The following is a 20,361-nucleotide window of genomic DNA, read 5'->3' as shown; positions in this document are numbered from 1 at the left end:
ACTTGTGGTTCTACGACTTGGAGGAAGACATGTTAGTAGGCGTTCCCAAGGAAATCAAAAACAACGAGTTCCGGGTCGGCTTGACGCCGGCCAGCGTGCATGAACTGGTCGCCCACGGCCACCAGGTGCTGGTGCAGGCCGGTGCCGGCGCCGGGATCGGCCTGCTCGACGAGCACTACCTGGCCGCCGGTGCCGACCTGGTCGCCACGGCGGCCGACATCTTCGAGCGCGCCGAAATGATCGTCAAGGTGAAGGAGCCGCAGGCCGCCGAATGCGCCATGCTGCGTCCCGGACAGATCCTGTACACCTACCTGCACCTGGCGCCGGACCCGGAACAGACCGCGGCCCTGGTCGCTTCCGGCGCGGTGTGCATCGCCTACGAGACCATCACCGGTCCCGGCGGCGGCCTGCCGCTGCTGGCGCCGATGAGCGAGGTGGCGGGACGGATGGCGATCCAGGCCGGCGCCGCGCACCTGGAAAAATCCAGGGGCGGCATGGGGTTGCTGCTGGGCGGCGTGCCGGGCGTGGCGGCCGGCCACGTGGTCGTCATCGGCGCCGGCGTGGTCGGCACCAATGCGCTTCAAATGGCGGTCGGCAGCGGCGCCCGGGTCACGGTGCTGGACAAGAACGTCGACCGCCTGCGCCAGCTCGACCTGGTGTACGGCAACCGTATCGCCACCCTGTATTCGACCACCCACGCGCTCGAGGAAGCGGTGCTGGCGGCCGACCTGGTCATCGGCGGCGTGCTGGTGCCGGGCGCGGCAGCGCCGAAACTGGTCACGCGCGCCATGGTAGCGCGCATGCAGAAGGGCGCCGTGGTGGTGGACGTGGCGATCGACCAGGGCGGCTGCTTCGCCACGTCGCGTTCGACCACGCACGCCGATCCGACCTTCGTCGTCGACGGCGTGGTGCATTACTGTGTGGCCAACATGCCGGGCGCAGTGGCGCGGACCTCGACCTTTGCCCTGAACAACGCCACCATCGGCCACGCGCTGGCGTTGGCAAATAAAGGCTGGCGCCGGGCGCTGCGCGACGATGTCCACCTGTGCCATGGCTTGAACGTATGCCAGGGCAAGGTGACCTACCAGGCGGTGGCCGCCGCCCTCGGCCACGACTACGTGGCGGCCGAGACGCTGCTGGCCTGAACGGCGGCGCCGATGCCGGCGGCCAGGCACAGGCGGCGGACGATGTGGAACGCATACTGCGCGGCCACCGACTTCACGAAACGCATGAAGTCGGTGGCCGCGTTTTCATTGGCATTGTCGGAAATCGTGCGGATCACGCCGAACGGCACGCCCAGCTCGACACATACCTGCGCCACCGCGGCGCCTTCCATCTCCACCGCCAGCAGTCCCGGCAAGGCGCCGGACAGGGCCCGGATGCGCTCCCGGCTGCCGACGAACTGGTCGGCGCTGGCGATCAGCCCGCGGTGCAGGCGCGGCGCCTGCAATGCGAATGCGTTGCGTTCCACGCCATCGATGGCGTGCTGCAGGTCGTGCTGCAGGAACGCCTGTCCCGCTTCGGCCAGCTGCAGCGCCAGGCGGCGGTCGGACGGGAAATGCGTCAGGCCGGTCAGGGGCACCTCGTAGCGCGGGAACAGGGGACTGGCATCCATGTCGTGCTGGAGCAGCGATTCGGCCACCACGATGTCGCCCACCCGCACCGAGGGATCGGCACTGCCGGCCACGCCGGTGAAGACGATGTGGGTAACACCGAACTTCTCCACAAGCAAAGTGGCGGTCATGGCAGCGGCAACCTTGCCAATTCGCGATAGAACGCACACAGCGTCGATTTCCCACAGTTGTCCGACCCAGACCTCACGCATGGCGTGCGTGAGCTTGGTGGGGCTCTGCATGGCTTCCACGAGTCCCTGCTGTTCTTCATGCAAGGCACTGATGATTCCTAATCGCATTTTTGTTGTCCTGGAGCGGGTCGCTTCGTCGTTCTGCCGGCGTTTTACCGCGTTGCCGGCGTTTTGTTTTAGTAAACCAAAGTAGATATATAAATCTGGTAGTAGATAGTAAACGATGGCCGAGCTGTGGATAAACGGGAATTTGTCTACAACCTCAACGGTTTACGCACTTTTGCAGGCGCTGGAAAACGCCTGTATCGGTCCTGCACCGATCCGGGATAAAAAAAACGGCCAGGCAAAAGTCGTGGTTTTCACACATCCCATCCTGTGGATATGCAGGCGTTTGTCCACAGCGGCTGCCGCCAAAACGTGGATGCACGCTGGTTTTAGCGTTCTCGACAGCAAAAGCGCATGGCGAACGGCGCATTCCCACCGGCTTCCCATGGCTGACGGTGCCAGCGACGCATGTGAGCGACATGGGTCAGCCGGCATGCGGTGGATAACAAGCGGCCGGCGACAGGCGATCGATCCTGGCAGCCAGGCTGGCGCCATGAATGCGTCCCATGACAACGGTGTCGCCGGCAAATCGGCCTGGCTGTGTTTGCCGGATGGCAGAGCGACGATGGGCGAATCGCTTGCATCGTGTTTTTCTGTCGACGAACCGGCGTTGGCATGCAGCCGGCGTTGCCATGGTGCGGTCTTGCAGTATTTCCGGCTTGCCCGATTGGCTGCGCGTTGCCTGTATTAGTTAACTTGAAGAAATATATTAAGTTGGTAGTAGTAGTAAACGCGCATCGTGCTGTGGATAAAGCCGGTTTACTTCACAAGCTCAAGGGTTTACGTGTCTTACAAACGGCTGGAAAAGGGCTGGTTCTGGATAGAACGTAAACTGGACAAAAAAACCGTCGCGGTCAACTTGGCGGGTTTCGCACATTCGTTCCTGTGGATATGCAGGGCTTTATCCACAATCCATTCGCTGCGCCGGTCGGGATGCCGGCAACCATGCCGGCACCGGCGAGGGTATGTACCGGTTGCGTGCCGGGATCGTCGGCCGTCCCCCGGTTTTTGTTCGGCATCCGGCGCACCAGTCCAGTCCGATCGCGGTCGGCAACCGGTTGCATCGATGCCGGTCGGCAGAGCGTTCGCCGTTGCCGGTACCGGTTCCTGGACGAGGCCGGTTTGTTCCCTGGCCTGCAACCCGATTTCCACGAGTATCCGGTGGCGCCTTGCCGTCACGGGCTTGTCGGTCCGCTGTTCTGGCTTTTGAGGTTGACGGGCCGACGACCCATTTATTTCACACCAACTGGATTCGAATCGATTGCCGCGTTGAGGACACCGCGAAAAACCTGCTGCGCGTTGCATTTTCGGCTTGCGATGCTCGCCGTACGCTTGTACGGCTGTGCGTCTCAGCCGAAACTGCTGCCGCTCGCGACGGTTTTTCGAGGTGCCCTTGCGGCGCCATTCAGGCGTATGGCCAGCCCGATTTTTTTTGAACGCCGTTTTTCGAAGCGGTGGCTCAGGTTTACAACCAAAAGCTTGTATACAGAATAGTGGTAATAGTTAACGGTCCCATCCTTCTGTGGATAAACCCGGTTTTTTCCACAAGATCAAGCGTTTAGCACGCGTACAAGGCAGTGGGTTGGCGCTGTATGTGCCTAGTGGAAAAATTGGACAACAATTTCTGCCTGCGAGAAATCGCGCTTTTCGCACATTCCGTACCTGTGGATATGCAAAAGCTTATCCACATCGAATAAGCGGCGTTTTTGGGCAGCGTACCGGCTTGATGTTCTGGTAAGCTTGCCTGATCGAAGCACATCGCGAGGCCGTCATGGTGTTCCCGTCGCTGTCGAAACCCCTGTCTTCCGGCGCCGCCCCGGCGTCGCCAGTGCCCTGCCATCGCAGGCAGCGGTGGCCCATCTTCCCTGTCGACGAGCCATTGCACGCTTGACGGCGGCGCCATGGAATTCGCCGGAGAGTACGACTACATCATCGTGGGCGCCGGCAGCGCCGGCTGCGTGCTGGCCAACCGCCTCAGCCGCGATCCCGCCAACCGGGTCTTGCTGATCGAGGCCGGCGGCAAGGACGATTACCTGTGGATCCACATCCCGGTCGGTTACCTGCGCTGCATCGGCAATCCGCGCACCGACTGGCTGTTCCGGACCGAAGCCGATCCTGGCCTGCAGGGCCGCAGCCTGATCTACCCGCGCGGGAAAGTGCTGGGCGGCAGCTCCTCGATCAACGGCATGATCTACATGCGCGGCCAGGCCGCCGACTACGACCGTTGGGCCGCCGCCTGCGGCGATGACTCCTGGCGCTGGGAACACGTGCTGCCGCTGTTCAAGCGCAGCGAAGACCACTATCGCGGCGCCAGCGCCCTGCACGGCAGCGGCGGCGAGTGGCGCGTCGAGCGCCAGCGCCTGTCGTGGGAAATCCTGGATGCGTTTCGTATCGCGGCGGAACAAACCGGTATTCCGGCGGTCGAGGATTTCAATGGCGGCGACAACCTCGGCTGCGCATATTTCGAGGTCAACCAGCGGCGCGGCATCCGCTTGAACACCGCCAAGGCATTCTTGCGGCCGGCGGCGCAACGCCCGAATCTGACCGTCATGACCGGCTGTCATGTGGAAAAGCTGCTGCTCGGCGAGGAGGAGGGCGGACCAGCGCCGGGAAAGCGTTGCCGCGGCGTGCTGTTCACGTCGCAACGCCGTGCCGGTGAAAGCCGGCATGCCTGGTACGCGCATGCGCGCCGCGATACGCTGCTGGCGGCCGGCGCCATCGGTTCGCCGCACATCCTGCAATTGTCCGGCATCGGGTCGGCGCCGCACCTGTACCGCCATGGCATCGCGCCCCTGGTCGACTTGCCCGGCGTCGGCGAGAATCTGCAAGACCACCTGCAATTGCGCATGGTCTACCGCATCGACGGTGCGCGCTCGCTGAACACCAGCGCCGCTTCCTGGCGCGGAAAAATGAAAATCGGGCTGGAATACGCGTTGTTCCAGAGCGGCCCGATGTCGATGGCGCCGTCGCAGCTGGGTGCGTTCGCGCACTCCGGGCCGGACCAGGCCACGCCGAACCTGCAATACCACATCCAGCCGCTGTCGCTGGACAAGTTCGGCGACCCGCTGCACGGCTTTCCGGCGTTCACGGCCAGCGTCTGCAACCTCCGTCCGACGTCGCGCGGCCATGTGCGCATCGCCGGCCACGACGGCCACGCGGCTCCCAGGATCACGCTGAATTACCTGAGCACGCCGGAAGACCGGCAAGTGGCCGCTGCCGCGCTGGCCTTGACACGGCGCATCGTCGCCGCGCCGGCGCTGGCCAACTATGCACCCACGGAAGTCAAACCGGGAGCGGATTACCGCACCGAAGAACAACTGGCCGAGGCGGCCGGCCTGATCGGCACCACCATTTTCCACCCGGTCGGCACCTGCCGCATGGGACGCGCCGACGATCCGCTGGCCGTGGTCGACGCCGACTTGAACGTAAAGGGCGTGCGCGCCCTGCGCGTGGTCGACGCGTCCGTGATGCCGCACATCACATCGGGCAACACCAATGCGCCGACGCTCATGATCGCCGAAAAGGCGGCGCAGCGCATTCTGGAAGCAGGGCAGTGAGGGTGGCAGGACCGCTCATGGACAAGGAGACGCGATGGCGGACATCATTCTGGAAACGCGCAAGCTGACCAGGGATTTCAAGGGTTTTACCGCGGTCGACCGCGTCGACCTGCGCGTGCAGCGCGGCCACATCCATGCGCTGATCGGTCCGAATGGCGCCGGCAAGACCACCTGTTTCAATTTGCTGACGCGTTTCCTGTCTCCCTCGTCGGGGCAGATCCTGTTCAACGGCACCGACATCACCCGCGTGCCGCCGGCGCGGGTGGCGCGCCTGGGCATCATCCGCTCTTTCCAGATCTCGGCCGTGTTTCCGCATTTGACGGTATTGCAGAACGTGCGCATCGGCCTGCAGCGCCGGCTCGGCACCAGCTACCACTTCTGGCGCAGCGGGCGCTCGCTGCGCCGGCTCGACGAGCGCGCCATGGCCTTGCTGGAGGCCGTCGGCCTGGCCGGCCTGGCGCAGTCGCTCACCGCCGACCTGCCGTACGGCCGCAAGCGGGCGCTCGAGATCGCCACCACGCTGGGGATGGAGCCGGAACTCATGCTGCTCGACGAACCGACGCAGGGCATGGGGCATGAAGACGTGCACCGGGTGATGGAACTGATCCGCACGGTGGCGCAGGGAAGGACGGTCCTGATGGTCGAGCACAACATGAAGGTGGTGGCGGGACTGTGCGACCGCATCTCGGTACTGCAGCGCGGCGCCGTCCTGGCCGAGGGCAGCTATGCTGAGGTGGCGGCCGACCGCCGGGTGATGGAAGCCTACATGGGCAGCGCCGCGGAGGGCGCCGGCGATGCCGCCGCGCCGCTGCAAGGGACGCCCCAATGAGTGCCGCGAAGGAGGCAACGGGCGCGGCGACGAACACGGCAACCGGCGCCGCGCTCGAACTCGAGCGTCTGCACGCCTGGTACGGCGAGTCGCACATCCTGCACGACGTCAGCCTGGCGGTGCAGCCGGGCGAAGTCGTGACCTTGCTGGGCCGCAACGGCGCCGGCCGCACCACCACGCTGCGCGCGATCCTCGGCCTGACGAGTACGCGGCGCGGCTCGGTCAGGGTGCATGGCGTGGAAGCCATCCACCTGCCCACCCACCGCATCGCCCACCTCGGCATCGGCTATTGCCCGGAAGAGCGCGGCATCTTTTCTTCCTTGAGCACCGAGGAAAACCTGCTGCTGCCGCCGCTGTTGAAGGGGAACAAAGCCGGCGCGAATGGCGCCATGTCGCTCGAGGAACTGTATGCGCTGTTTCCCAACCTGTACGAACGCCGCCACAGCCAGGGCACGCGCCTGTCCGGCGGCGAACAGCAGATGCTGGCGCTGGCGCGCATCCTGCGCAGCGGCGCGCGCCTGCTGTTGCTGGATGAAATTTCGGAGGGCCTGGCGCCGGTGATCGTGCAGGCGCTGGCGCGCCTGATCGTGACGCTCAAGGCGCGCGGCTACACGATCGTCATGGTCGAACAGAATTTTCATTTCGCCGCACCGCTGGCCGACCGGTTTCACGTGATGGAGCACGGCCGCATCGTCAAGACCATCGGCGCCGCCGCGTTGCAGGCCGAAATGCCGGCGCTGACCGAATTGCTCGGCGTATGAAACAACGAGCAGCGCTATCCCCCATGTGATGTCAAAACGGAGACCCGCAATGAACCGCAATACGATGCAACGCAAGACGATGGCTGCCGCCGCCGCGGCGATGATCGGCGCACTGTCCCTTCCGGCGGAAGCGCAAATATCGGGCGACATCATCAGGATCGGCATGATCACCGACCTGTCCGGCGTGTACGCCGACATCGACGGCAACGGCGGCGCCGAAGCGGTGCGCATGGCGATTGCCGACGCGGGCGGTGCCGTCAACGGCAAGAAGATCCAGTTCCTGGTCGCCGATCACCAGAACAAGCCGGACATCGCCGCCAGCCGCGCGCGCGAGTGGTTCGACCAGCAGGGCGTCGACATGCTGATCGGCGGCACCAATTCCGGCGCCAGCCTGGCGATGGCCAAGGTCGCACAAGAAAAGAAAAAGGTGTTCATCGCGATCGGTTCCGGCACTGCCCAGCTGACCAACGAACAATGTTCTCCCTACACCGTGCATTATGCGTACGACACTGTGGCGCTGGCGCGCGGCAGCGGCGCCACGATGGTCAAGCAGGGCGGCAAGTCCTGGTATTTTCTTACTGCCGATTACGCCTTCGGGCAATCGCTGGAAAAGGACACCACGGCAGTCGTGAAAGCCAATGGCGGCAGCGTGCTGGGCAGCGTCAGGCATCCCTTGTCCGCCGCCGACTTTTCCTCGTTCCTGCTGCAGGCCCAATCCTCGCGCGCCCAGGTGCTGGGCCTGGCCAATGCCGGCGGCGATTTCATCAATGCCGTCAAGGCTGCCAACGAGTTCGGGTTGACGCGCAAGATGAAGGTGGCCGGGCTGCTGGTGTTCATCAACGACATCCACACGCTCGGCCTGAACACCACGCAGGGCCTGTACCTGACCGACGGCTGGTACTGGAACCTGAACGACGGCACCCGCGCCTGGGCCAAGCGTTATTTTGGCAAGATGAAGAAGCAGCCGTCGATGCTGCAGGCCGCCGATTACTCGGCCGCCATGAACTACCTGAACGCAGTGAAAGCGCTGGGCAGCGACGATGCCGACAGGGTGATGGCGCAGATGAAAAAGACCGGCGTCAATGACATGTTCGCCAAGAATGCCCCGATCCGCCCGGATGGCCGGCTGGTCCATGACATGTACCTGATGCAGGTCAAAACGCCGGCCGAATCGACAGCGCCCTGGGATTACTACAAGGTCGTGGCCACCATTCCGGGCGCGCAAGCCTACACCACCAGGGCAGAAACCAAGTGCGCACTGTGGAAGTGATCGAGCGGGACTGACCATGGAATCGTTCGGCATCCCGCTGCAAGCCCTGATGAGCCAGTTGCTGCTGGGACTGGTCAACGGCGCCTTCTATGCCATGCTGTCGCTCGGCCTGGCCGTCATCTTCGGCTTGCTGAACGTGATCAATTTTGCGCATGGCGCCCTGTATATGATGGGCGCCTTCGCCGCCTATGTCGGCGTGAGCAGCTTCGGCCTGGACTACTGGCTGATGCTGGTGCTGGCGCCGCTGGCGGTGGGCGCCTTCGGCGTGCTGCTGGAACGCACGATGCTGCGCCGCCTGTACCGGCTCGATCACCTGTATGGCCTGCTGCTGACCTTCGGGCTGACGCTGCTGCTGGAAGGCGCGTTCCGCTCGGTGTACGGCGTCTCCGGCCAGACCTTGCCCGTGCCCGCACTGCTGGCCGGCGCTACCGACCTCGGCTTCATGGTCTTGCCGAACTACCGCGCCTGGGTGGTGCTGGCTTCGCTGCTGGTGTGCCTGGCGACCTGGTTCGTGATCGAAAAGACGCGGCTGGGTGCCTACCTGCGCGCCGGCACCGAAAATCCGAAGCTGGTCGAGGCCTTCGGCGTCAACGTGCCGCTGATGGTGACCCTGACCTATGGCTTCGGCGTCGGACTGGCCGCCTTCGCCGGCGTGCTGGCGGCGCCGGTGGTCAACGTCACGCCCTTGATGGGGTCGAACCTCATCATCGTCGTGTTTGCAGTGGTCGTGATCGGCGGCATGGGATCGATCCTCGGCGCCATCCTCACCGGACTGGCGCTGGGCGTGATCGAGGGTGTGACGCGCGTACTGTATCCGGAAGCGTCCGAGGTGGTCGTGTTCGTGGTGATGGTGATTGTGCTGCTGCTGCGCCCGGCCGGCCTGTTCGGCAAGGAACGATGAAGCGTCGTTGTTATCGAGGAAAACCATGAACAAGTCGATCCGCGCCATCCTGGTCCCGTTCGCGATACTGGTTGCCGCATTGGCCGCGCCCTTGGTCGGCTATCCGGTATTCCTGATGAAGCTGCTGTGCTTCGGCCTGTTCGCCTGCGCCTTCAACCTGCTGATCGGCTACACCGGCTTGCTCTCCTTCGGTCATGCCGCCATGTTCGGCGGCGCCGGCTATGCCGCCGGCTACGCGCTCACCGAGCTCGGCTTGCCGTTCGAGGCTGGCATCGTCCTCGGCGTGCTGGCGGCGGCGGCGATCGGCCTGGTGATGGGCGCGCTGGCGATCCGCCGCCAAGGCATCTATTTTGCGATGATCACGCTGGCATTGGCGCAGATGGTGTATTTCGCTGCCTTGCGTGCGCCGTTCACCCACGGCGAAGATGGTTTACAGGGGGTACCGCGCGGCAAGCTGCTGGGCGTCCTGGATCTGGGGAACGACCTGGCCGCGTACTACGTGGTGCTGGCGCTTACCCTCGCCGGCTTCGCTTTGATCGTGCGCATCGTGCATTCGCCGTTTGGCCAGATACTGAAGGCGATCAAGGAAAACGAGCCGCGTGCGATTTCTCTCGGTTACGACGTCGACCGCTACAAATTGCTCGCGTTCGTCCTGTCGGCGGCGCTGGCCGGATTGGCTGGCGCCCTCAAGACGGTGGTGCTGGGTTTCGAGACCTTGACCGACGTGCACTGGACCATGTCCGGCCTGGTCATCCTGATGACGCTGGTCGGCGGCATGGGCACGCTGGCCGGACCGGTGCTCGGCGCTTTCCTCGTCGTGTCTCTCGAAAACAAGCTGGGGGATTGGGGCAACCTGCTGGCCGGCGCGACCCGGGTAGAATGGTTCGCGGGCCTGGGCGAATCGGTAGGCATCGTGACCGGATTGATCTTCGTCGCCTGCGTCCTGCTGTTCCGCCGCGGGATCGTCGGCGAAGCCGCGGCGGCGCTCGCGCGGGTGGGCAAACGGCGCGGCGCCGATACCCTGTGAACCAGGCGGTGCAATCGGAGGAGGTGGACGTGGTCGACGAATCGCTGATGCTGGACGTGAACGGTATCCGCATGCATGTCACGGCGACCGGGCAGGGTCCGGCGGTACTGCTGTTGCATGGCTTTCCGGACACCCATGCGGTCTGGCGCAAGCAGGTCGGGGTGCTGGCCGCCGCCGGCTACCGCGTGCTGGCGCCCGACCTGCGCGGCTACGGGCGCACCGATGCGCCGTCTGCCGTGGCTGCCTACACGCTGGATAAACTGCGCGCCGACGTGCTGGCGCTGCTCGACGCGTTGAAGATCGACAAGGTGCGCCTGGTCGGGCATGACTGGGGCGGCATCATCGCCTGGCAGCTGGCGGCGCTGGCGCCACAGCGCCTCGAGTGCCTGGTGGTGCTGTCGACCGGCCACCCGACGGCGATCGCGCGCGCCGGCCTGCTGCAGCGCCTGCGCATGACCTACGTGCTCGGCTTCGTGATGCCCGGTATCGCCGAACACACGCTGCGCGCCGGCGACTGGTTCCTGATGCGCCAGTTCACCGGAGAACCTGGGCAGGCCGAGCATTGGAAGCGCGCGCTGTCGGCGCCCGGCCGCCTGAGCGCGGCCTTGAATTATTACCGCGCCAATCTCGGGCTGGCGCTGCCGCACGGCTATCCGCGTGTGCGGGTGCCGGTGATGGGCATCTGGAGCGAACATGATCCGGCCCTCGGCGAAAAGCAGATGCGCGATTCCGCCCACTATGTCGAAGGCGAATTCCGCTTCGAGCGCGTGCGCGATGCCGATCACTGGCTGCAACTGACCGCGCACGAACAGGTCAACCGTTTATTGCTGGATTTTCTGGGAGCGCGCGCCAGCGTGCATTCCGCAGCGGCATAGCGTTCGCAGCGTTCAGGTCATCGCCGCCGTGCCTGCCATCGGCGGCTGGGGTGGAGATCCTTGCTTGCCGTAAAATATCGGCTTCGCTCCCTCTCGCTCTTTTCCATGTTCGATCTCGTCTTGCTGGCCTGCGCGGCCTTTGTTGCCGGTCTGGTTGATGCGGTCGTCGGTGGCGGAGGCTTGATCCAGATTCCCGCCATTTTCGCGGTGTACCCGAAGGAAGTCCCGGCAACGCTGTTGGGCACCAACAAGCTGGCCGCCGTGTTCGGCACCGCGGTGGCGGCGGTGAAGTACGCACGCCGCGTGACGGTGGCGTGGAGCACGGCGGCGCCGGCGGCATTGGCGGCGTTTGTTTTATCCTTTGTCGGCGCCTGGACCGTAACGCGGGTGCCGGGGGATTTCGTGCGCAGCCTGCTGCCCTTGATCTTGCTGGCAGTGGCCGTGTACACGTTCAAGAAGAAGGATCTCGGCGAAATCCATGCGCCGCTGCATAGCGGCATGACAGAGCGCTTGCTGGCCACCGGCGTGGGCGCCGCCATCGGCTTTTATGACGGCTTCTTCGGTCCCGGTACCGGCAGTTTCCTGATCTTCCTATTCGTGCGCTTCTTCGGTTTCGACTTCCTCAGCGCGTCCGCTGCCGCCAAGATCGTCAATGTCGCCTGCAACGTGTCTGCCTTGATTTGGTTCGGCTACAGCGGCCACCTGATCTGGCAACTCGGCCTGTTGATGGCAGTCTGCCAGATCGGCGGTTCGTTAGTCGGCACCCGCCTGGCGCTCAAGCATGGCAGTGGTTTCGTTCGCAAGTTGTTCCTGCTGGTGGTTGGTGCCCTGATCGTCAAGACTGCTTACGACACTATCCACCGTTTGGGGTTCTGACGTTTCACGTGAAACAATCAACGCTCATGCTCTCGTTTTGCTTCCTTGAGCGGGCCTAGCAGGGCTGCGCTGGCCCGAGTCCATCCTGATCATTAAGACAGATTGGGTGGGGCAGAGGCAGCAAGTCTTGCTGCTGGTGCCACAAACACTTTTCCATTTTCGAGCGATGCCGGCAATGTGGCTGACAGCGGGATGGCAGATATCTGCACTCCGAGGCATCGCTTTGGCCAATCAATTTTCAACCGTGCTTTGATCATTGGTTCCGGTACAAGGTCATCTGTCGGGTATCGCATCTCGGCCTCCATATGCTAAGAACCTATCCCAGTAGGGAACCGGTCGTTGCTGACGCGCCTGGCAAGCGGGTGCTGCGTTGCTCGTCCTTGCATGGCTCGCCATGCATCGCCTACGCGCATGTCGCCAGCAACTTCCCTCTCCCTACTGGGATAGGTTCTAAACGAGAGTGTGGCGAATGCGCACTGCCAAGTTTGGCGACCTGCAATCATGACATGCGATCCTTCGCAGCCACCGATCCGAGCATGGGTAGGCGAACGCGGCTGCAATGGCCGCGATTCGTACGCGGCTGCACAACGAGGTTTTGCTATCGATGCCGTGAAAATAGAACGGTTTATCCGAGTCAGATGCCGAGGAAATTTGAGCGGCGCATGAATGAAAACCGACGCTCCAACCATGGTTTCACGTGAAACAAAATCTGTGGTTTTCAGGGTAGGGCCGAAGCCATGCCGAAAAAAGAATCTATAATCCGAGCTTAACTCTCCTCGCAACACATTCCATCATGCTATATCCCACAGAATTCGACGTGATCGTCGTCGGTGGCGGCCATGCCGGTACCGAAGCGGCGCTCGCTTCCGCACGCATGGGGCAAACCACCCTGTTGCTTACACATAACATCGAAACCCTGGGTGCGATGTCCTGCAATCCGTCCATCGGCGGTATCGGCAAGGGCCACCTGGTCAAGGAAGTCGACGCCATGGGCGGCGCGATGGCGATCGCCACCGACGAAGCCGGCATCCAGTTCCGTATCCTGAATTCCTCGAAAGGGCCGGCGGTGCGCGCTACCCGCGCCCAGGCCGACCGCATCCTGTACAAGCACGCGATCCGCTCGCGCCTGGAAAACCAGCCGAACCTGTGGCTGTTCCAGCAGGCCGTCGACGATCTGCTGATCGAAGGCGAACGCGTGGTCGGCGCCGTGACCCAGGTCGGGCTGCAATTCCGTGCGCGCGCGGTGGTCTTGACTGCCGGCACTTTCCTCGACGGAAAGATCCACGTCGGCCTGCAGCATTACGCCGCCGGCCGCGCCGGCGATCCTCCGGCCATCTCGCTGTCGAGCCGTTTGAAGGAACTGAACTTGCCGCAAGGCCGCCTTAAAACCGGCACGCCGCCGCGCATCGACGGCCGCAGCATCGATTTTTCCGTGATGACCGAACAGCCGGGCGACCTCGATCCGGTACCGGTGTTTTCGACCATGGGCACGGCTGCCATGCACCCGAAACAAGTGCCGTGCTGGGTCACCCACACCAATGCCCAAACCCATGACATCATCCGCAACGGCCTCGATCGCAGTCCGATGTACACCGGCGTGATCGAAGGCGTCGGGCCGCGCTACTGCCCCTCGATCGAGGACAAGATCCACCGCTTCGCCGCCAAGGAATCGCACCAGATCTTCCTGGAGCCGGAAGGACTCACCACCAACGAGTTCTATCCGAACGGGATTTCCACCAGCCTGCCGTTCGACGTGCAATTGGCGCTGGTGCGCTCGATGAAAGGCCTGGAAAACGCCTTCATTTTGCGTCCTGGCTATGCCATCGAATACGATTATTTCGACCCGCGTGCATTGAAGGCGTCGCTAGAGACCAAGGCGATCGGCGGCTTGTTCTTTGCCGGCCAGATCAACGGCACCACCGGCTACGAGGAAGCCGCAGCCCAGGGCATGCTGGCCGGTATCAACGCGGCGCTGCAGACCCAGGGACGCGAGGCCTGGACCCCGGGCCGTTCGGAAGCCTATCTGGGTGTGCTGGTCGACGATCTGACCACGCAAGGTGTGGCCGAGCCGTACCGGATGTTCACCAGCCGCGCCGAATACCGCCTCAGTCTGCGCGAAGACAACGCCGACATGCGCCTGACCGAGATCGGCCGCAAGCTGGGCGTGGTCGGCGATGCGCAATGGGAAGCCTTCGAACGCAAGCGCGAGGCGGTGGCGCGCGAACTGGAGCGCCTGCGCTCGACCTGGGTCAACCCGCGCATCCTGGCCGCTGCCGAGTCCGAACGCGTGATCGGCCAGGCCATCGAACGCGAATACAACCTGGCCGACTTGCTGCGCCGGCCTGGCGTCGATTACGACAAGCTGGTGACGCTGCAGGGCAGCGAAGGGCAGGCGCTGGGTGGCCCAGGTGTGACCGATCCGGCGGTGAAGGAGCAGGTCGAGATCCAGCTGAAATACGCCGGCTATATCGACCGCCAGGCGCGTGAAGTCGAGCGTCACGATCACTACGAAAACCTGAAATTGCCCGACAACCTGAACTACCACGAGATCGCGGCGCTCTCGATCGAGGTGCGCCAGAAGCTCGACAAGCAGCGCCCGGAAACGCTGGGGCAGGCATCGCGCATTTCCGGCGTCACGCCGGCGGCGATTTCCCTGCTGTTGGTGCACCTGAAAAAGCGCGGCGCCAAGGGATTCGGCAGCAATGCCGCTTCCGAGGAGCTGGCCGGATGAAGCATTTCGATCGTGAAGCACTGCAGCGGCTGCTGGAAGAGGGCATCGGCGAACTGGATCTGCAGGTATCGACCGCCCAGCGTACCCAGCTGATGGATTACCTGGCGCTGATGTTCAAGTGGAATTCGGTGTACAACCTGACTTCGCTGCGCGATCCGCTGCAGATGGTGACGCACCATCTGCTCGATTCGCTGGCAGCGGTGCCGGCATTCGACGGCGCATCCAATATATTGGACGTGGGTTCTGGCGGCGGCCTGCCCGGTATCGTGCTCGCCATCACCCGGCCGGACGTCAAGGTGGCGATGATCGATACCGTGCACAAGAAGACCGCTTTCCTGACCCAGGTCAAGGCCGAACTCGGCCTCATGAATGCCACCGTGTACACGATGCGCGTGGAACAGTTGCAGGTGAGCGAAAAATTCGACGTCATCACCTCGCGCGCGTTTGCCGACCTGTCCGACTTCGTCGATTGGTCCGGACACTTGCTGGCCGAGGGCGGGCGCTACATCGCATTGAAAGGCGTGGCGCCCGAGGACGAGCGCCAGCGCCTGCCGGCGCAGTGGAAGGTGACCGGGGTGCAAGCGCTGCAGGTGCCCAGGTTGGAGGCCGAGCGTCACCTGGTGTTCATCGAGCGCCAGGCGTGATTTCAATGCCCTGCGCACCGCCGCAGGACAATCGCAGCGCGACAAACGGCATATGACGAAATAAAAAATAAACGATATAAATGATTTTTACGGTTTTAATCGTATTAACTAAATAAACCATATAAATCATTTTAACGATAATAACGGTATGTTTTTATCGATGCATGCAGCTTCCGTATTGCGGAGATGCATGCCAACAAGAGAGCACATGGCGAAAATTTTTTGCGTAGCAAACCAGAAGGGTGGCGTCGGCAAGACCACCACCAGCGTCAACCTGGCGGCAGGCCTCGCCAAGCTCGACCAGCGCGTGCTGCTGGTCGACCTCGACCCGCAGGGCAACGCCACCATGGGCGCCGGCATCAACAAGGCCGGCCTGGCCTCGTCGATCTATCCGGTGCTGCTGGGAGAAGCCGGCGTGGCCGAGGCGCGCCTGCGCAGCGAAGCGGGGCGCTTCGACGTGCTGCCCGCCAACCGTGAACTGGCCGGCGCCGAAGTCGAGATGGTGGAACTGGAACACCGCGAGCGCCGCCTGAAGGAAGAGCTGGCCAAGGTCGACGGCGACTACGATTTCATCCTCATCGATTGCCCGCCGGCGCTGTCGCTGCTGACCCTGAACGGCCTGGTGTCGGCGCACGGCGTCATCATCCCGATGCAGTGCGAGTACTACGCGCTGGAAGGCTTGTCCGACCTGGTCAACACCATCAAGAAGGTGCATGCCAACCTGAACCAGGATTTGCGCATCATCGGCCTGCTGCGCGTGATGTTCGATCCGCGCATGACGCTGTCGCAGCAGGTATCGGCCCAGCTCGAGCAGCATTTCGGCGACAAGGTCTTCAAGACCATCATCCCGCGCAACGTGCGCCTGGCCGAGGCGCCGTCGTACGGCATCCCGGGCGTGACCTTCGATCCTTCGTCGAAAGGCGCGCAGGCGTACATCGCCTTCGGCGCCGAGATGATCGAGCGCATCAAGACGATGTGATCCCACCGAGTCCAACCAACTGACCACTTCGCACATCATGGCAACCAAAAAACTCAAGGGCCTGGGACGCGGCCTCGACGCGCTGCTCGGCGGCGATATGTCCGATGCCGCGCCGGCGTCCGCCAACGCGCCGTCGGTACTGGCGGTGACGCAGATCCAGGCCGGCAAATACCAGCCGCGCACCCGCATGGACGACGGCTCGCTGGCGGACCTGGCGGCGTCGATCAAGAACCAGGGCATCATGCAGCCGGTGCTGGTGCGCCCGATCGTGCATGCGGCCGGCGGCGCGCGCTACGAGATCATCGCCGGCGAACGGCGTTTCCGCGCCGCCCAGCTGGCCGGTCTGGACGAGATTCCGGTGCTGGTGCGCGAGGTCGACGACCAGAACGCCGCCGCCATGGCGCTGATCGAGAACATCCAGCGCGAGGACCTGAATCCGCTGGAAGAGGCGCAGGGCATCGCGCGCCTGATCTCGGAATTCGATTTTACGCACGAGCAGGCGGCCCATGCGGTGGGGCGTTCGCGCAGCGCGGTGTCCAACCTGCTGCGCCTGGTGAACCTGGCGCAGCCGGTACAGACCATGCTGATGGCGGGCGATATCGACATGGGCCATGCGCGCGCGCTGCTGGCGGTCGACAGCGCCGGCCAGATCACGCTGGCCAGCCAGGTGGTCGCCAGGCGCCTGTCGGTGCGCGAAACGGAAAAGCTGGTGGCGCACGCGCTCGAAGAGCAGAACGCGCCGGCGGCCGCGGCACGCCAGAAGGACAAGTCGGGAGATATCGTGCGCCTGGAAGAAGAACTGTCCGACCGCCTGGCGACACCGGTCGCCTTCAAGATGGGCAACAAGGGCAGGGGACAGATGATCATCGACTTCGCCGACCTCGACGTGCTAGACGGCGTGCTGGCGCGATTGCGCGCCTGACCCGGCGCCGGCGGTCCAGGTCATTTGGTCAGTACCAGGGAAAAGAACAAGCGGGTCGGGCCGTTCGACAGCTTGAAGAACAGCTTGTTGCGCCCCTTCTTGAAATGCAGAACGCGCTTGCCCTCGCTCAGGTTCATATTGCGCACCCCGGTATTCACCGTCTCGTACACTTGGCCGAAGAACCATTGCTTGTCGACGTTGCCGCCGCGCCAGACCAGCAGGTCGTTGAGCCACAGCTGCGCATCGTCGTCGGCGCCGATCCACGCAGTCAGGTCCTGATCCGCGTCGACCATCAGTTCGGTATACCCGTAATACACGGCATCTTCGGCGCGGTCGGGCGGGATCAGCGGGTAGCTCACCGCGTCGATGTATTCCCATTTCAATAGCCGGCCATCCTTGCCGCGATACACGGCGTCCAGGGCCACCGCCTGCTCGGGCGGATGGCGATCGTTGGTGAACAGCCCCTCGCCGTGCCTGCCCTCGAATGGCCCGATCAGGTACCAGGCATTCACGTGGATGCGGTTCGCATACGGCCCGCCACGGCCGAGGATGCGTCCCGCGCCCTTGACCACGGGACCCGCGCCGACGTCGGGAATGTGCCCGATGCCGCGGTCGAAGAATGCGCGCAGGCCGCCGGCGGTGTAGGCCTCGGTCGCCCGGTCGGGCAGATCCGGGTTGGCGAATCCGGCCATGCGCTCCAGCAGTGACGATCCTTGCATGTTGCCGGTGATGCCGTTTCCCGGCCCGCTGCCCTGGCCGCTACCCGGCCCTTTACCTGGACCATTACCTGAACCGACCAGCCCGCCTTGCGCATCCGCCCCGCCATGGGAGGCAGCGCCATGTCTGCCGGCGCCGCTTGGAGACGTGCCGCCGGTGCCGCGCGCTGCGCTGGCCGTCAGCCGCGTGCCGTCTCGCTGTTCGGTCAATTGCCGGCGGCGCCGTTCCAGCACGGCGCGCGCCTGCGCTTCGAGTTGCGCGATGCGGGCCGCCGCATCGACGTCATGCAGGGTTTTGCCGGCATGTGCTTGCTGCAGCTTGCGCGCCTGCGCGATCTGTTCCAGTGCCTTGTTCTTCGGAATGCCAAGCAGCTTCACAAGGCGCTGCGCTTCGATGTCGTGTTCGATCTTGTCGATCTTGCGCGCCAGTTCGCTGGCTTGCCGGAGCAAGTCCTGCGGCGTTTTGGCGTGCGCATCGAAACGCACGTCACCTTCCTGGGCGGCGGCTGGCGCTTGGCGTGCGTCACCCGCCGCTACGCTTTGTTCGAGCATGGATTTGATTCGCGCCATGTCCTGTACGCGCCGTTCGAGACGCGCCTGTTGCGTCAGCCGGCTGCCCGTCTCGATCAGTTCCCGTTGCCGCTCGCGTTGGTCGAGCACGTTGCGATGGCCGGCCAGGCATGCCAGCGCGGCGAGCGCCATGGCATGCAGCAGCAGCGACAGGCACAGGAAGCGACGGCGCCGCAGGCTGCCGATCAGCGCATGGCCGGGCCGCGGTGCATCGTCCAGGAACATCGGTGCTGGTTCCGTCATGTCATCCCTGTCTACCGAACCGTCATGAACAGGCGTTTGGTGATTGCCAACGCGTGAACAGTATCGCAGATGTCGAATACAGTGAGCAATCAACAAGAAAATTATTTGCTATTTAAGCGTACTTTTGTTGCTATCTAAATTCTTGGAATCGGATTGGGCAGGTATTGGATTATCGAAAACGGCAACCGAAGTCCGTGTATCGGATAGAGGACGATGTCGATGGTGTCGGGAATCATCCCCCCAGTAGGCCATGTTCCAGGTCGTACAGCAGGCTCTGTTCGAGAAGTTATCCACAGGGTATAAGACGTGGCATGCAAGCTGCCTGGTTTACTCGGGCATCTACCCAGATACCTTTTATGACTGATGGTTACAAGGACTATTTTTATTATTATCGTTTTTATCGATTCAGATTCAAGCGTAGGTGAACGTTCGCGTTGCAACCGAAGCCAGGGACGATTAAGTTATTCGATTTATTGATAACAACGTGCGAGCGTGGAAGAACGCGTCTCCACTTCGTGATCATGACGAACGACATCCGTGAAAATACCAAGCCGCGACGATTCAAATGCTTATAAGGATTCGTATATATCTCCATCGTCATGGTGCAATCCTGGCCAGATGTGGCAATGAGTACCCGGACCAGGGCCCTGCCAATCGACACACATTTGCCACGTGATGCAGGCAAGCCTGTGGGAAACTACTTTCTTTTCCACAGAGGCAATTGCATTCTGGGTTTCCGGCTACCTCGGAAGCAGGCACCGGTAAGCGGGTCGCTGCTTACCGACGACAGCCGCGTCGCATCCCCGCAATGCCAGCCACAAGCAATTCCGGCTACCCGTCACCGACATTCCTGTTGACGAGATGCCGGCATATGCGCGCCTTGCCAGGCGCCAGAACGGTGCCGGCGGGTCGGTGCAGCGCACCTGTGCGGGGCGTGCCGCAGCGGGACATGCACAACCGGCAGCGCAGATGTATGTATGCTTACAAACTCTGACTTTTATCAGGGGTCTTGTGGCATAAACACCGATTTTCGTCGGATTTTTACCAGTTTTAGCAGTATTTTGTTTGTCGTTTTTACATCCCATCCTGGTGCATCCGCAGACGGAACTGTTTGACGACGGCTTCGATAAACCCTTATAATCCCGCTGATTCATGTAATTACCATCCCGTAACTCGGTTCCATCACGGCTGGCGCGAAAGAACAATAACAATGCTGCGCTTGGTCTCCCTGCAAATCCTGGCAACACTTGTGGCCGGCGTGATCGCCGCACTGCTGGGGGGATGGTCTGCGATGTTTTCGGCGGTACTCGGCGGGATGTGTTGTGTTGTTCCCAATGGCATCATGGCGTTTCGCCTGTTCGCCGGTTCACAAAAGATGGGCGGGGCGAACCCCGCCACATTTTTCATCTGGGAATTTGTAAAGATTGCTTTAACGCTGGCGCTGTTGTTCCTCACGGCGCGGCTGTACCACGGTCTGAACTGGCTGGCACTCTTGTGCGGGTTCATCGTGGCGCTGAAAAGTTACATCATCTTATTATTTAGGCACTGACA

At 62.9% G+C, this 20,361-nt stretch carries 17 protein-coding genes; 15 read left to right on the top strand and 2 right to left on the bottom strand.

The window, feature by feature from the left end; all coding sequences use genetic code 11:
• Positions 1-29: 29 nt before the first annotated feature.
• Positions 30-1,145, top strand: a complete 1,116-nt coding sequence (gene ald / locus HH212_RS08090; protein ID WP_169434935.1) for an alanine dehydrogenase — start codon at positions 30-32, stop codon at positions 1,143-1,145.
• Here the strand turns inward: ald and HH212_RS08085 are convergent.
• Complete coding sequence (locus HH212_RS08085) at positions 1,115-1,912, bottom strand: 5'-methylthioadenosine/adenosylhomocysteine nucleosidase (RefSeq protein WP_169434934.1); 798 nt, start codon at positions 1,910-1,912, stop codon at positions 1,115-1,117. The two genes, ald and HH212_RS08085, sit on opposite strands and share 31 nt — an antisense overlap.
• A gap of 115 nt (positions 1,913-2,027) precedes the next feature.
• Here HH212_RS08085 and HH212_RS08080 point away from each other — a divergent pair, with 115 nt between their 5' ends.
• From HH212_RS08080 to HH212_RS08020, 13 genes are all read left to right on the top strand, one after another.
• Entirely contained in the window at positions 2,028-2,600 is a 573-nt protein-coding gene (locus HH212_RS08080; RefSeq protein ID WP_169434933.1) for a hypothetical protein, read from the top strand.
• Positions 2,601-3,810: 1,210 nt separating this feature from the next.
• On the top strand, positions 3,811-5,466 hold the full coding sequence (locus HH212_RS08075; protein ID WP_169434932.1) for a GMC family oxidoreductase: 1,656 nt from the start codon (positions 3,811-3,813) through the stop codon (positions 5,464-5,466).
• A gap of 34 nt (positions 5,467-5,500) precedes the next feature.
• Positions 5,501-6,295, top strand: a complete 795-nt coding sequence (locus HH212_RS08070) for an ABC transporter ATP-binding protein (protein ID WP_169434931.1) — start codon at positions 5,501-5,503, stop codon at positions 6,293-6,295.
• Positions 6,292-7,056, top strand: a complete 765-nt coding sequence (locus tag HH212_RS08065) for an ABC transporter ATP-binding protein (protein ID WP_169434930.1) — start codon at positions 6,292-6,294, stop codon at positions 7,054-7,056. The genes HH212_RS08070 and HH212_RS08065 overlap by 4 nt, the downstream gene beginning before the upstream one ends.
• 64 nt (positions 7,057-7,120) lie before the next feature.
• Complete coding sequence (locus HH212_RS08060; protein WP_170205330.1) at positions 7,121-8,326, top strand: ABC transporter substrate-binding protein; 1,206 nt, start codon at positions 7,121-7,123, stop codon at positions 8,324-8,326.
• Positions 8,327-8,342: 16 nt separating this feature from the next.
• Positions 8,343-9,227: a branched-chain amino acid ABC transporter permease gene (locus tag HH212_RS08055; RefSeq protein ID WP_169434929.1), complete on the top strand. Its 885-nt coding sequence runs from the start codon at positions 8,343-8,345 to the stop codon at positions 9,225-9,227.
• A 25-nt stretch (positions 9,228-9,252) separates the two neighbouring features.
• Positions 9,253-10,254: a branched-chain amino acid ABC transporter permease gene (locus tag HH212_RS08050; protein WP_169434928.1), complete on the top strand. Its 1,002-nt coding sequence runs from the start codon at positions 9,253-9,255 to the stop codon at positions 10,252-10,254.
• A gap of 29 nt (positions 10,255-10,283) precedes the next feature.
• A complete protein-coding gene (locus HH212_RS08045) occupies positions 10,284-11,129 on the top strand; it encodes an alpha/beta fold hydrolase (RefSeq protein ID WP_169434927.1) in 846 nt (281 codons plus the stop codon).
• A 105-nt stretch (positions 11,130-11,234) separates the two neighbouring features.
• Positions 11,235-12,005, top strand: a complete 771-nt coding sequence (locus HH212_RS08040; RefSeq protein ID WP_169434926.1) for a TSUP family transporter — start codon at positions 11,235-11,237, stop codon at positions 12,003-12,005.
• A gap of 793 nt (positions 12,006-12,798) precedes the next feature.
• Positions 12,799-14,736, top strand: coding sequence for a tRNA uridine-5-carboxymethylaminomethyl(34) synthesis enzyme MnmG (gene mnmG / locus HH212_RS08035; protein WP_169434925.1), 1,938 nt, complete (start codon positions 12,799-12,801; stop codon positions 14,734-14,736).
• The gene (rsmG, locus tag HH212_RS08030; protein WP_169434924.1) at positions 14,733-15,380 is read left to right on the top strand and encodes a 16S rRNA (guanine(527)-N(7))-methyltransferase RsmG; all 648 of its coding nucleotides are present in this window, start codon (positions 14,733-14,735) and stop codon (positions 15,378-15,380) included. The genes mnmG and rsmG overlap by 4 nt, the downstream gene beginning before the upstream one ends.
• A 208-nt stretch (positions 15,381-15,588) precedes the next feature.
• Positions 15,589-16,359: a ParA family protein gene (locus HH212_RS08025; RefSeq protein WP_169434923.1), complete on the top strand. Its 771-nt coding sequence runs from the start codon at positions 15,589-15,591 to the stop codon at positions 16,357-16,359.
• A 37-nt stretch (positions 16,360-16,396) separates the two neighbouring features.
• On the top strand, positions 16,397-17,281 hold the full coding sequence (locus HH212_RS08020) for a ParB/RepB/Spo0J family partition protein (RefSeq protein ID WP_169434922.1): 885 nt from the start codon (positions 16,397-16,399) through the stop codon (positions 17,279-17,281).
• A 20-nt stretch (positions 17,282-17,301) separates the two neighbouring features.
• Here the strand turns inward: HH212_RS08020 and HH212_RS08015 are convergent, their stop codons facing one another.
• Positions 17,302-18,792: a cell envelope integrity TolA family protein gene (locus HH212_RS08015; RefSeq protein ID WP_169434921.1), complete on the bottom strand. Its 1,491-nt coding sequence runs from the start codon at positions 18,790-18,792 to the stop codon at positions 17,302-17,304.
• Between the two features lie 1,228 nt (positions 18,793-20,020).
• Between HH212_RS08015 and HH212_RS08010 the strand changes: the two genes are divergently transcribed.
• Entirely contained in the window at positions 20,021-20,359 is a 339-nt protein-coding gene (locus tag HH212_RS08010) for an ATP synthase subunit I (RefSeq protein WP_169434920.1), read from the top strand.
• Positions 20,360-20,361: the final 2 nt, after the last annotated feature.

Origin of the sequence: Massilia forsythiae (assembly GCF_012849555.1) — a bacterium.
In the GTDB taxonomy this organism is placed as follows: Bacteria; Pseudomonadota; Gammaproteobacteria; order Burkholderiales; family Burkholderiaceae_D; genus Telluria; species Telluria forsythiae.
Note: the sequence above shows the minus strand (reverse complement) of the source record. Positions and strands in the feature narration are given on the sequence as shown.

Excerpts from the sequence above, each read along its gene's own strand:
- ald (WP_169434935.1), top strand. The coding sequence starts at position 30 with ATGTTAGTAGGCGTTCCCAAGGAAATCAAAAACAACGAGTTCCGGGTC.
- HH212_RS08085 (WP_169434934.1), bottom strand. The coding sequence starts at position 1,912 with ATGCGATTAGGAATCATCAGTGCCTTGCATGAAGAACAGCAGGGACTC.
- HH212_RS08080 (WP_169434933.1), top strand. The coding sequence starts at position 2,028 with ATGGCCGAGCTGTGGATAAACGGGAATTTGTCTACAACCTCAACGGTT.
- HH212_RS08075 (WP_169434932.1), top strand. The coding sequence starts at position 3,811 with ATGGAATTCGCCGGAGAGTACGACTACATCATCGTGGGCGCCGGCAGC.
- HH212_RS08070 (WP_169434931.1), top strand. The coding sequence starts at position 5,501 with ATGGCGGACATCATTCTGGAAACGCGCAAGCTGACCAGGGATTTCAAG.
- HH212_RS08065 (WP_169434930.1), top strand. The coding sequence starts at position 6,292 with ATGAGTGCCGCGAAGGAGGCAACGGGCGCGGCGACGAACACGGCAACC.
- HH212_RS08060 (WP_170205330.1), top strand. The coding sequence starts at position 7,121 with ATGCAACGCAAGACGATGGCTGCCGCCGCCGCGGCGATGATCGGCGCA.
- HH212_RS08055 (WP_169434929.1), top strand. The coding sequence starts at position 8,343 with ATGGAATCGTTCGGCATCCCGCTGCAAGCCCTGATGAGCCAGTTGCTG.
- HH212_RS08050 (WP_169434928.1), top strand. The coding sequence starts at position 9,253 with ATGAACAAGTCGATCCGCGCCATCCTGGTCCCGTTCGCGATACTGGTT.
- HH212_RS08040 (WP_169434926.1), top strand. The coding sequence starts at position 11,235 with ATGTTCGATCTCGTCTTGCTGGCCTGCGCGGCCTTTGTTGCCGGTCTG.
- mnmG (WP_169434925.1), top strand. The coding sequence starts at position 12,799 with ATGCTATATCCCACAGAATTCGACGTGATCGTCGTCGGTGGCGGCCAT.
- rsmG (WP_169434924.1), top strand. The coding sequence starts at position 14,733 with ATGAAGCATTTCGATCGTGAAGCACTGCAGCGGCTGCTGGAAGAGGGC.
- HH212_RS08025 (WP_169434923.1), top strand. The coding sequence starts at position 15,589 with ATGGCGAAAATTTTTTGCGTAGCAAACCAGAAGGGTGGCGTCGGCAAG.
- HH212_RS08020 (WP_169434922.1), top strand. The coding sequence starts at position 16,397 with ATGGCAACCAAAAAACTCAAGGGCCTGGGACGCGGCCTCGACGCGCTG.
- HH212_RS08015 (WP_169434921.1), bottom strand. The coding sequence starts at position 18,792 with ATGTTCCTGGACGATGCACCGCGGCCCGGCCATGCGCTGATCGGCAGC.
- HH212_RS08010 (WP_169434920.1), top strand. The coding sequence starts at position 20,021 with ATGCTGCGCTTGGTCTCCCTGCAAATCCTGGCAACACTTGTGGCCGGC.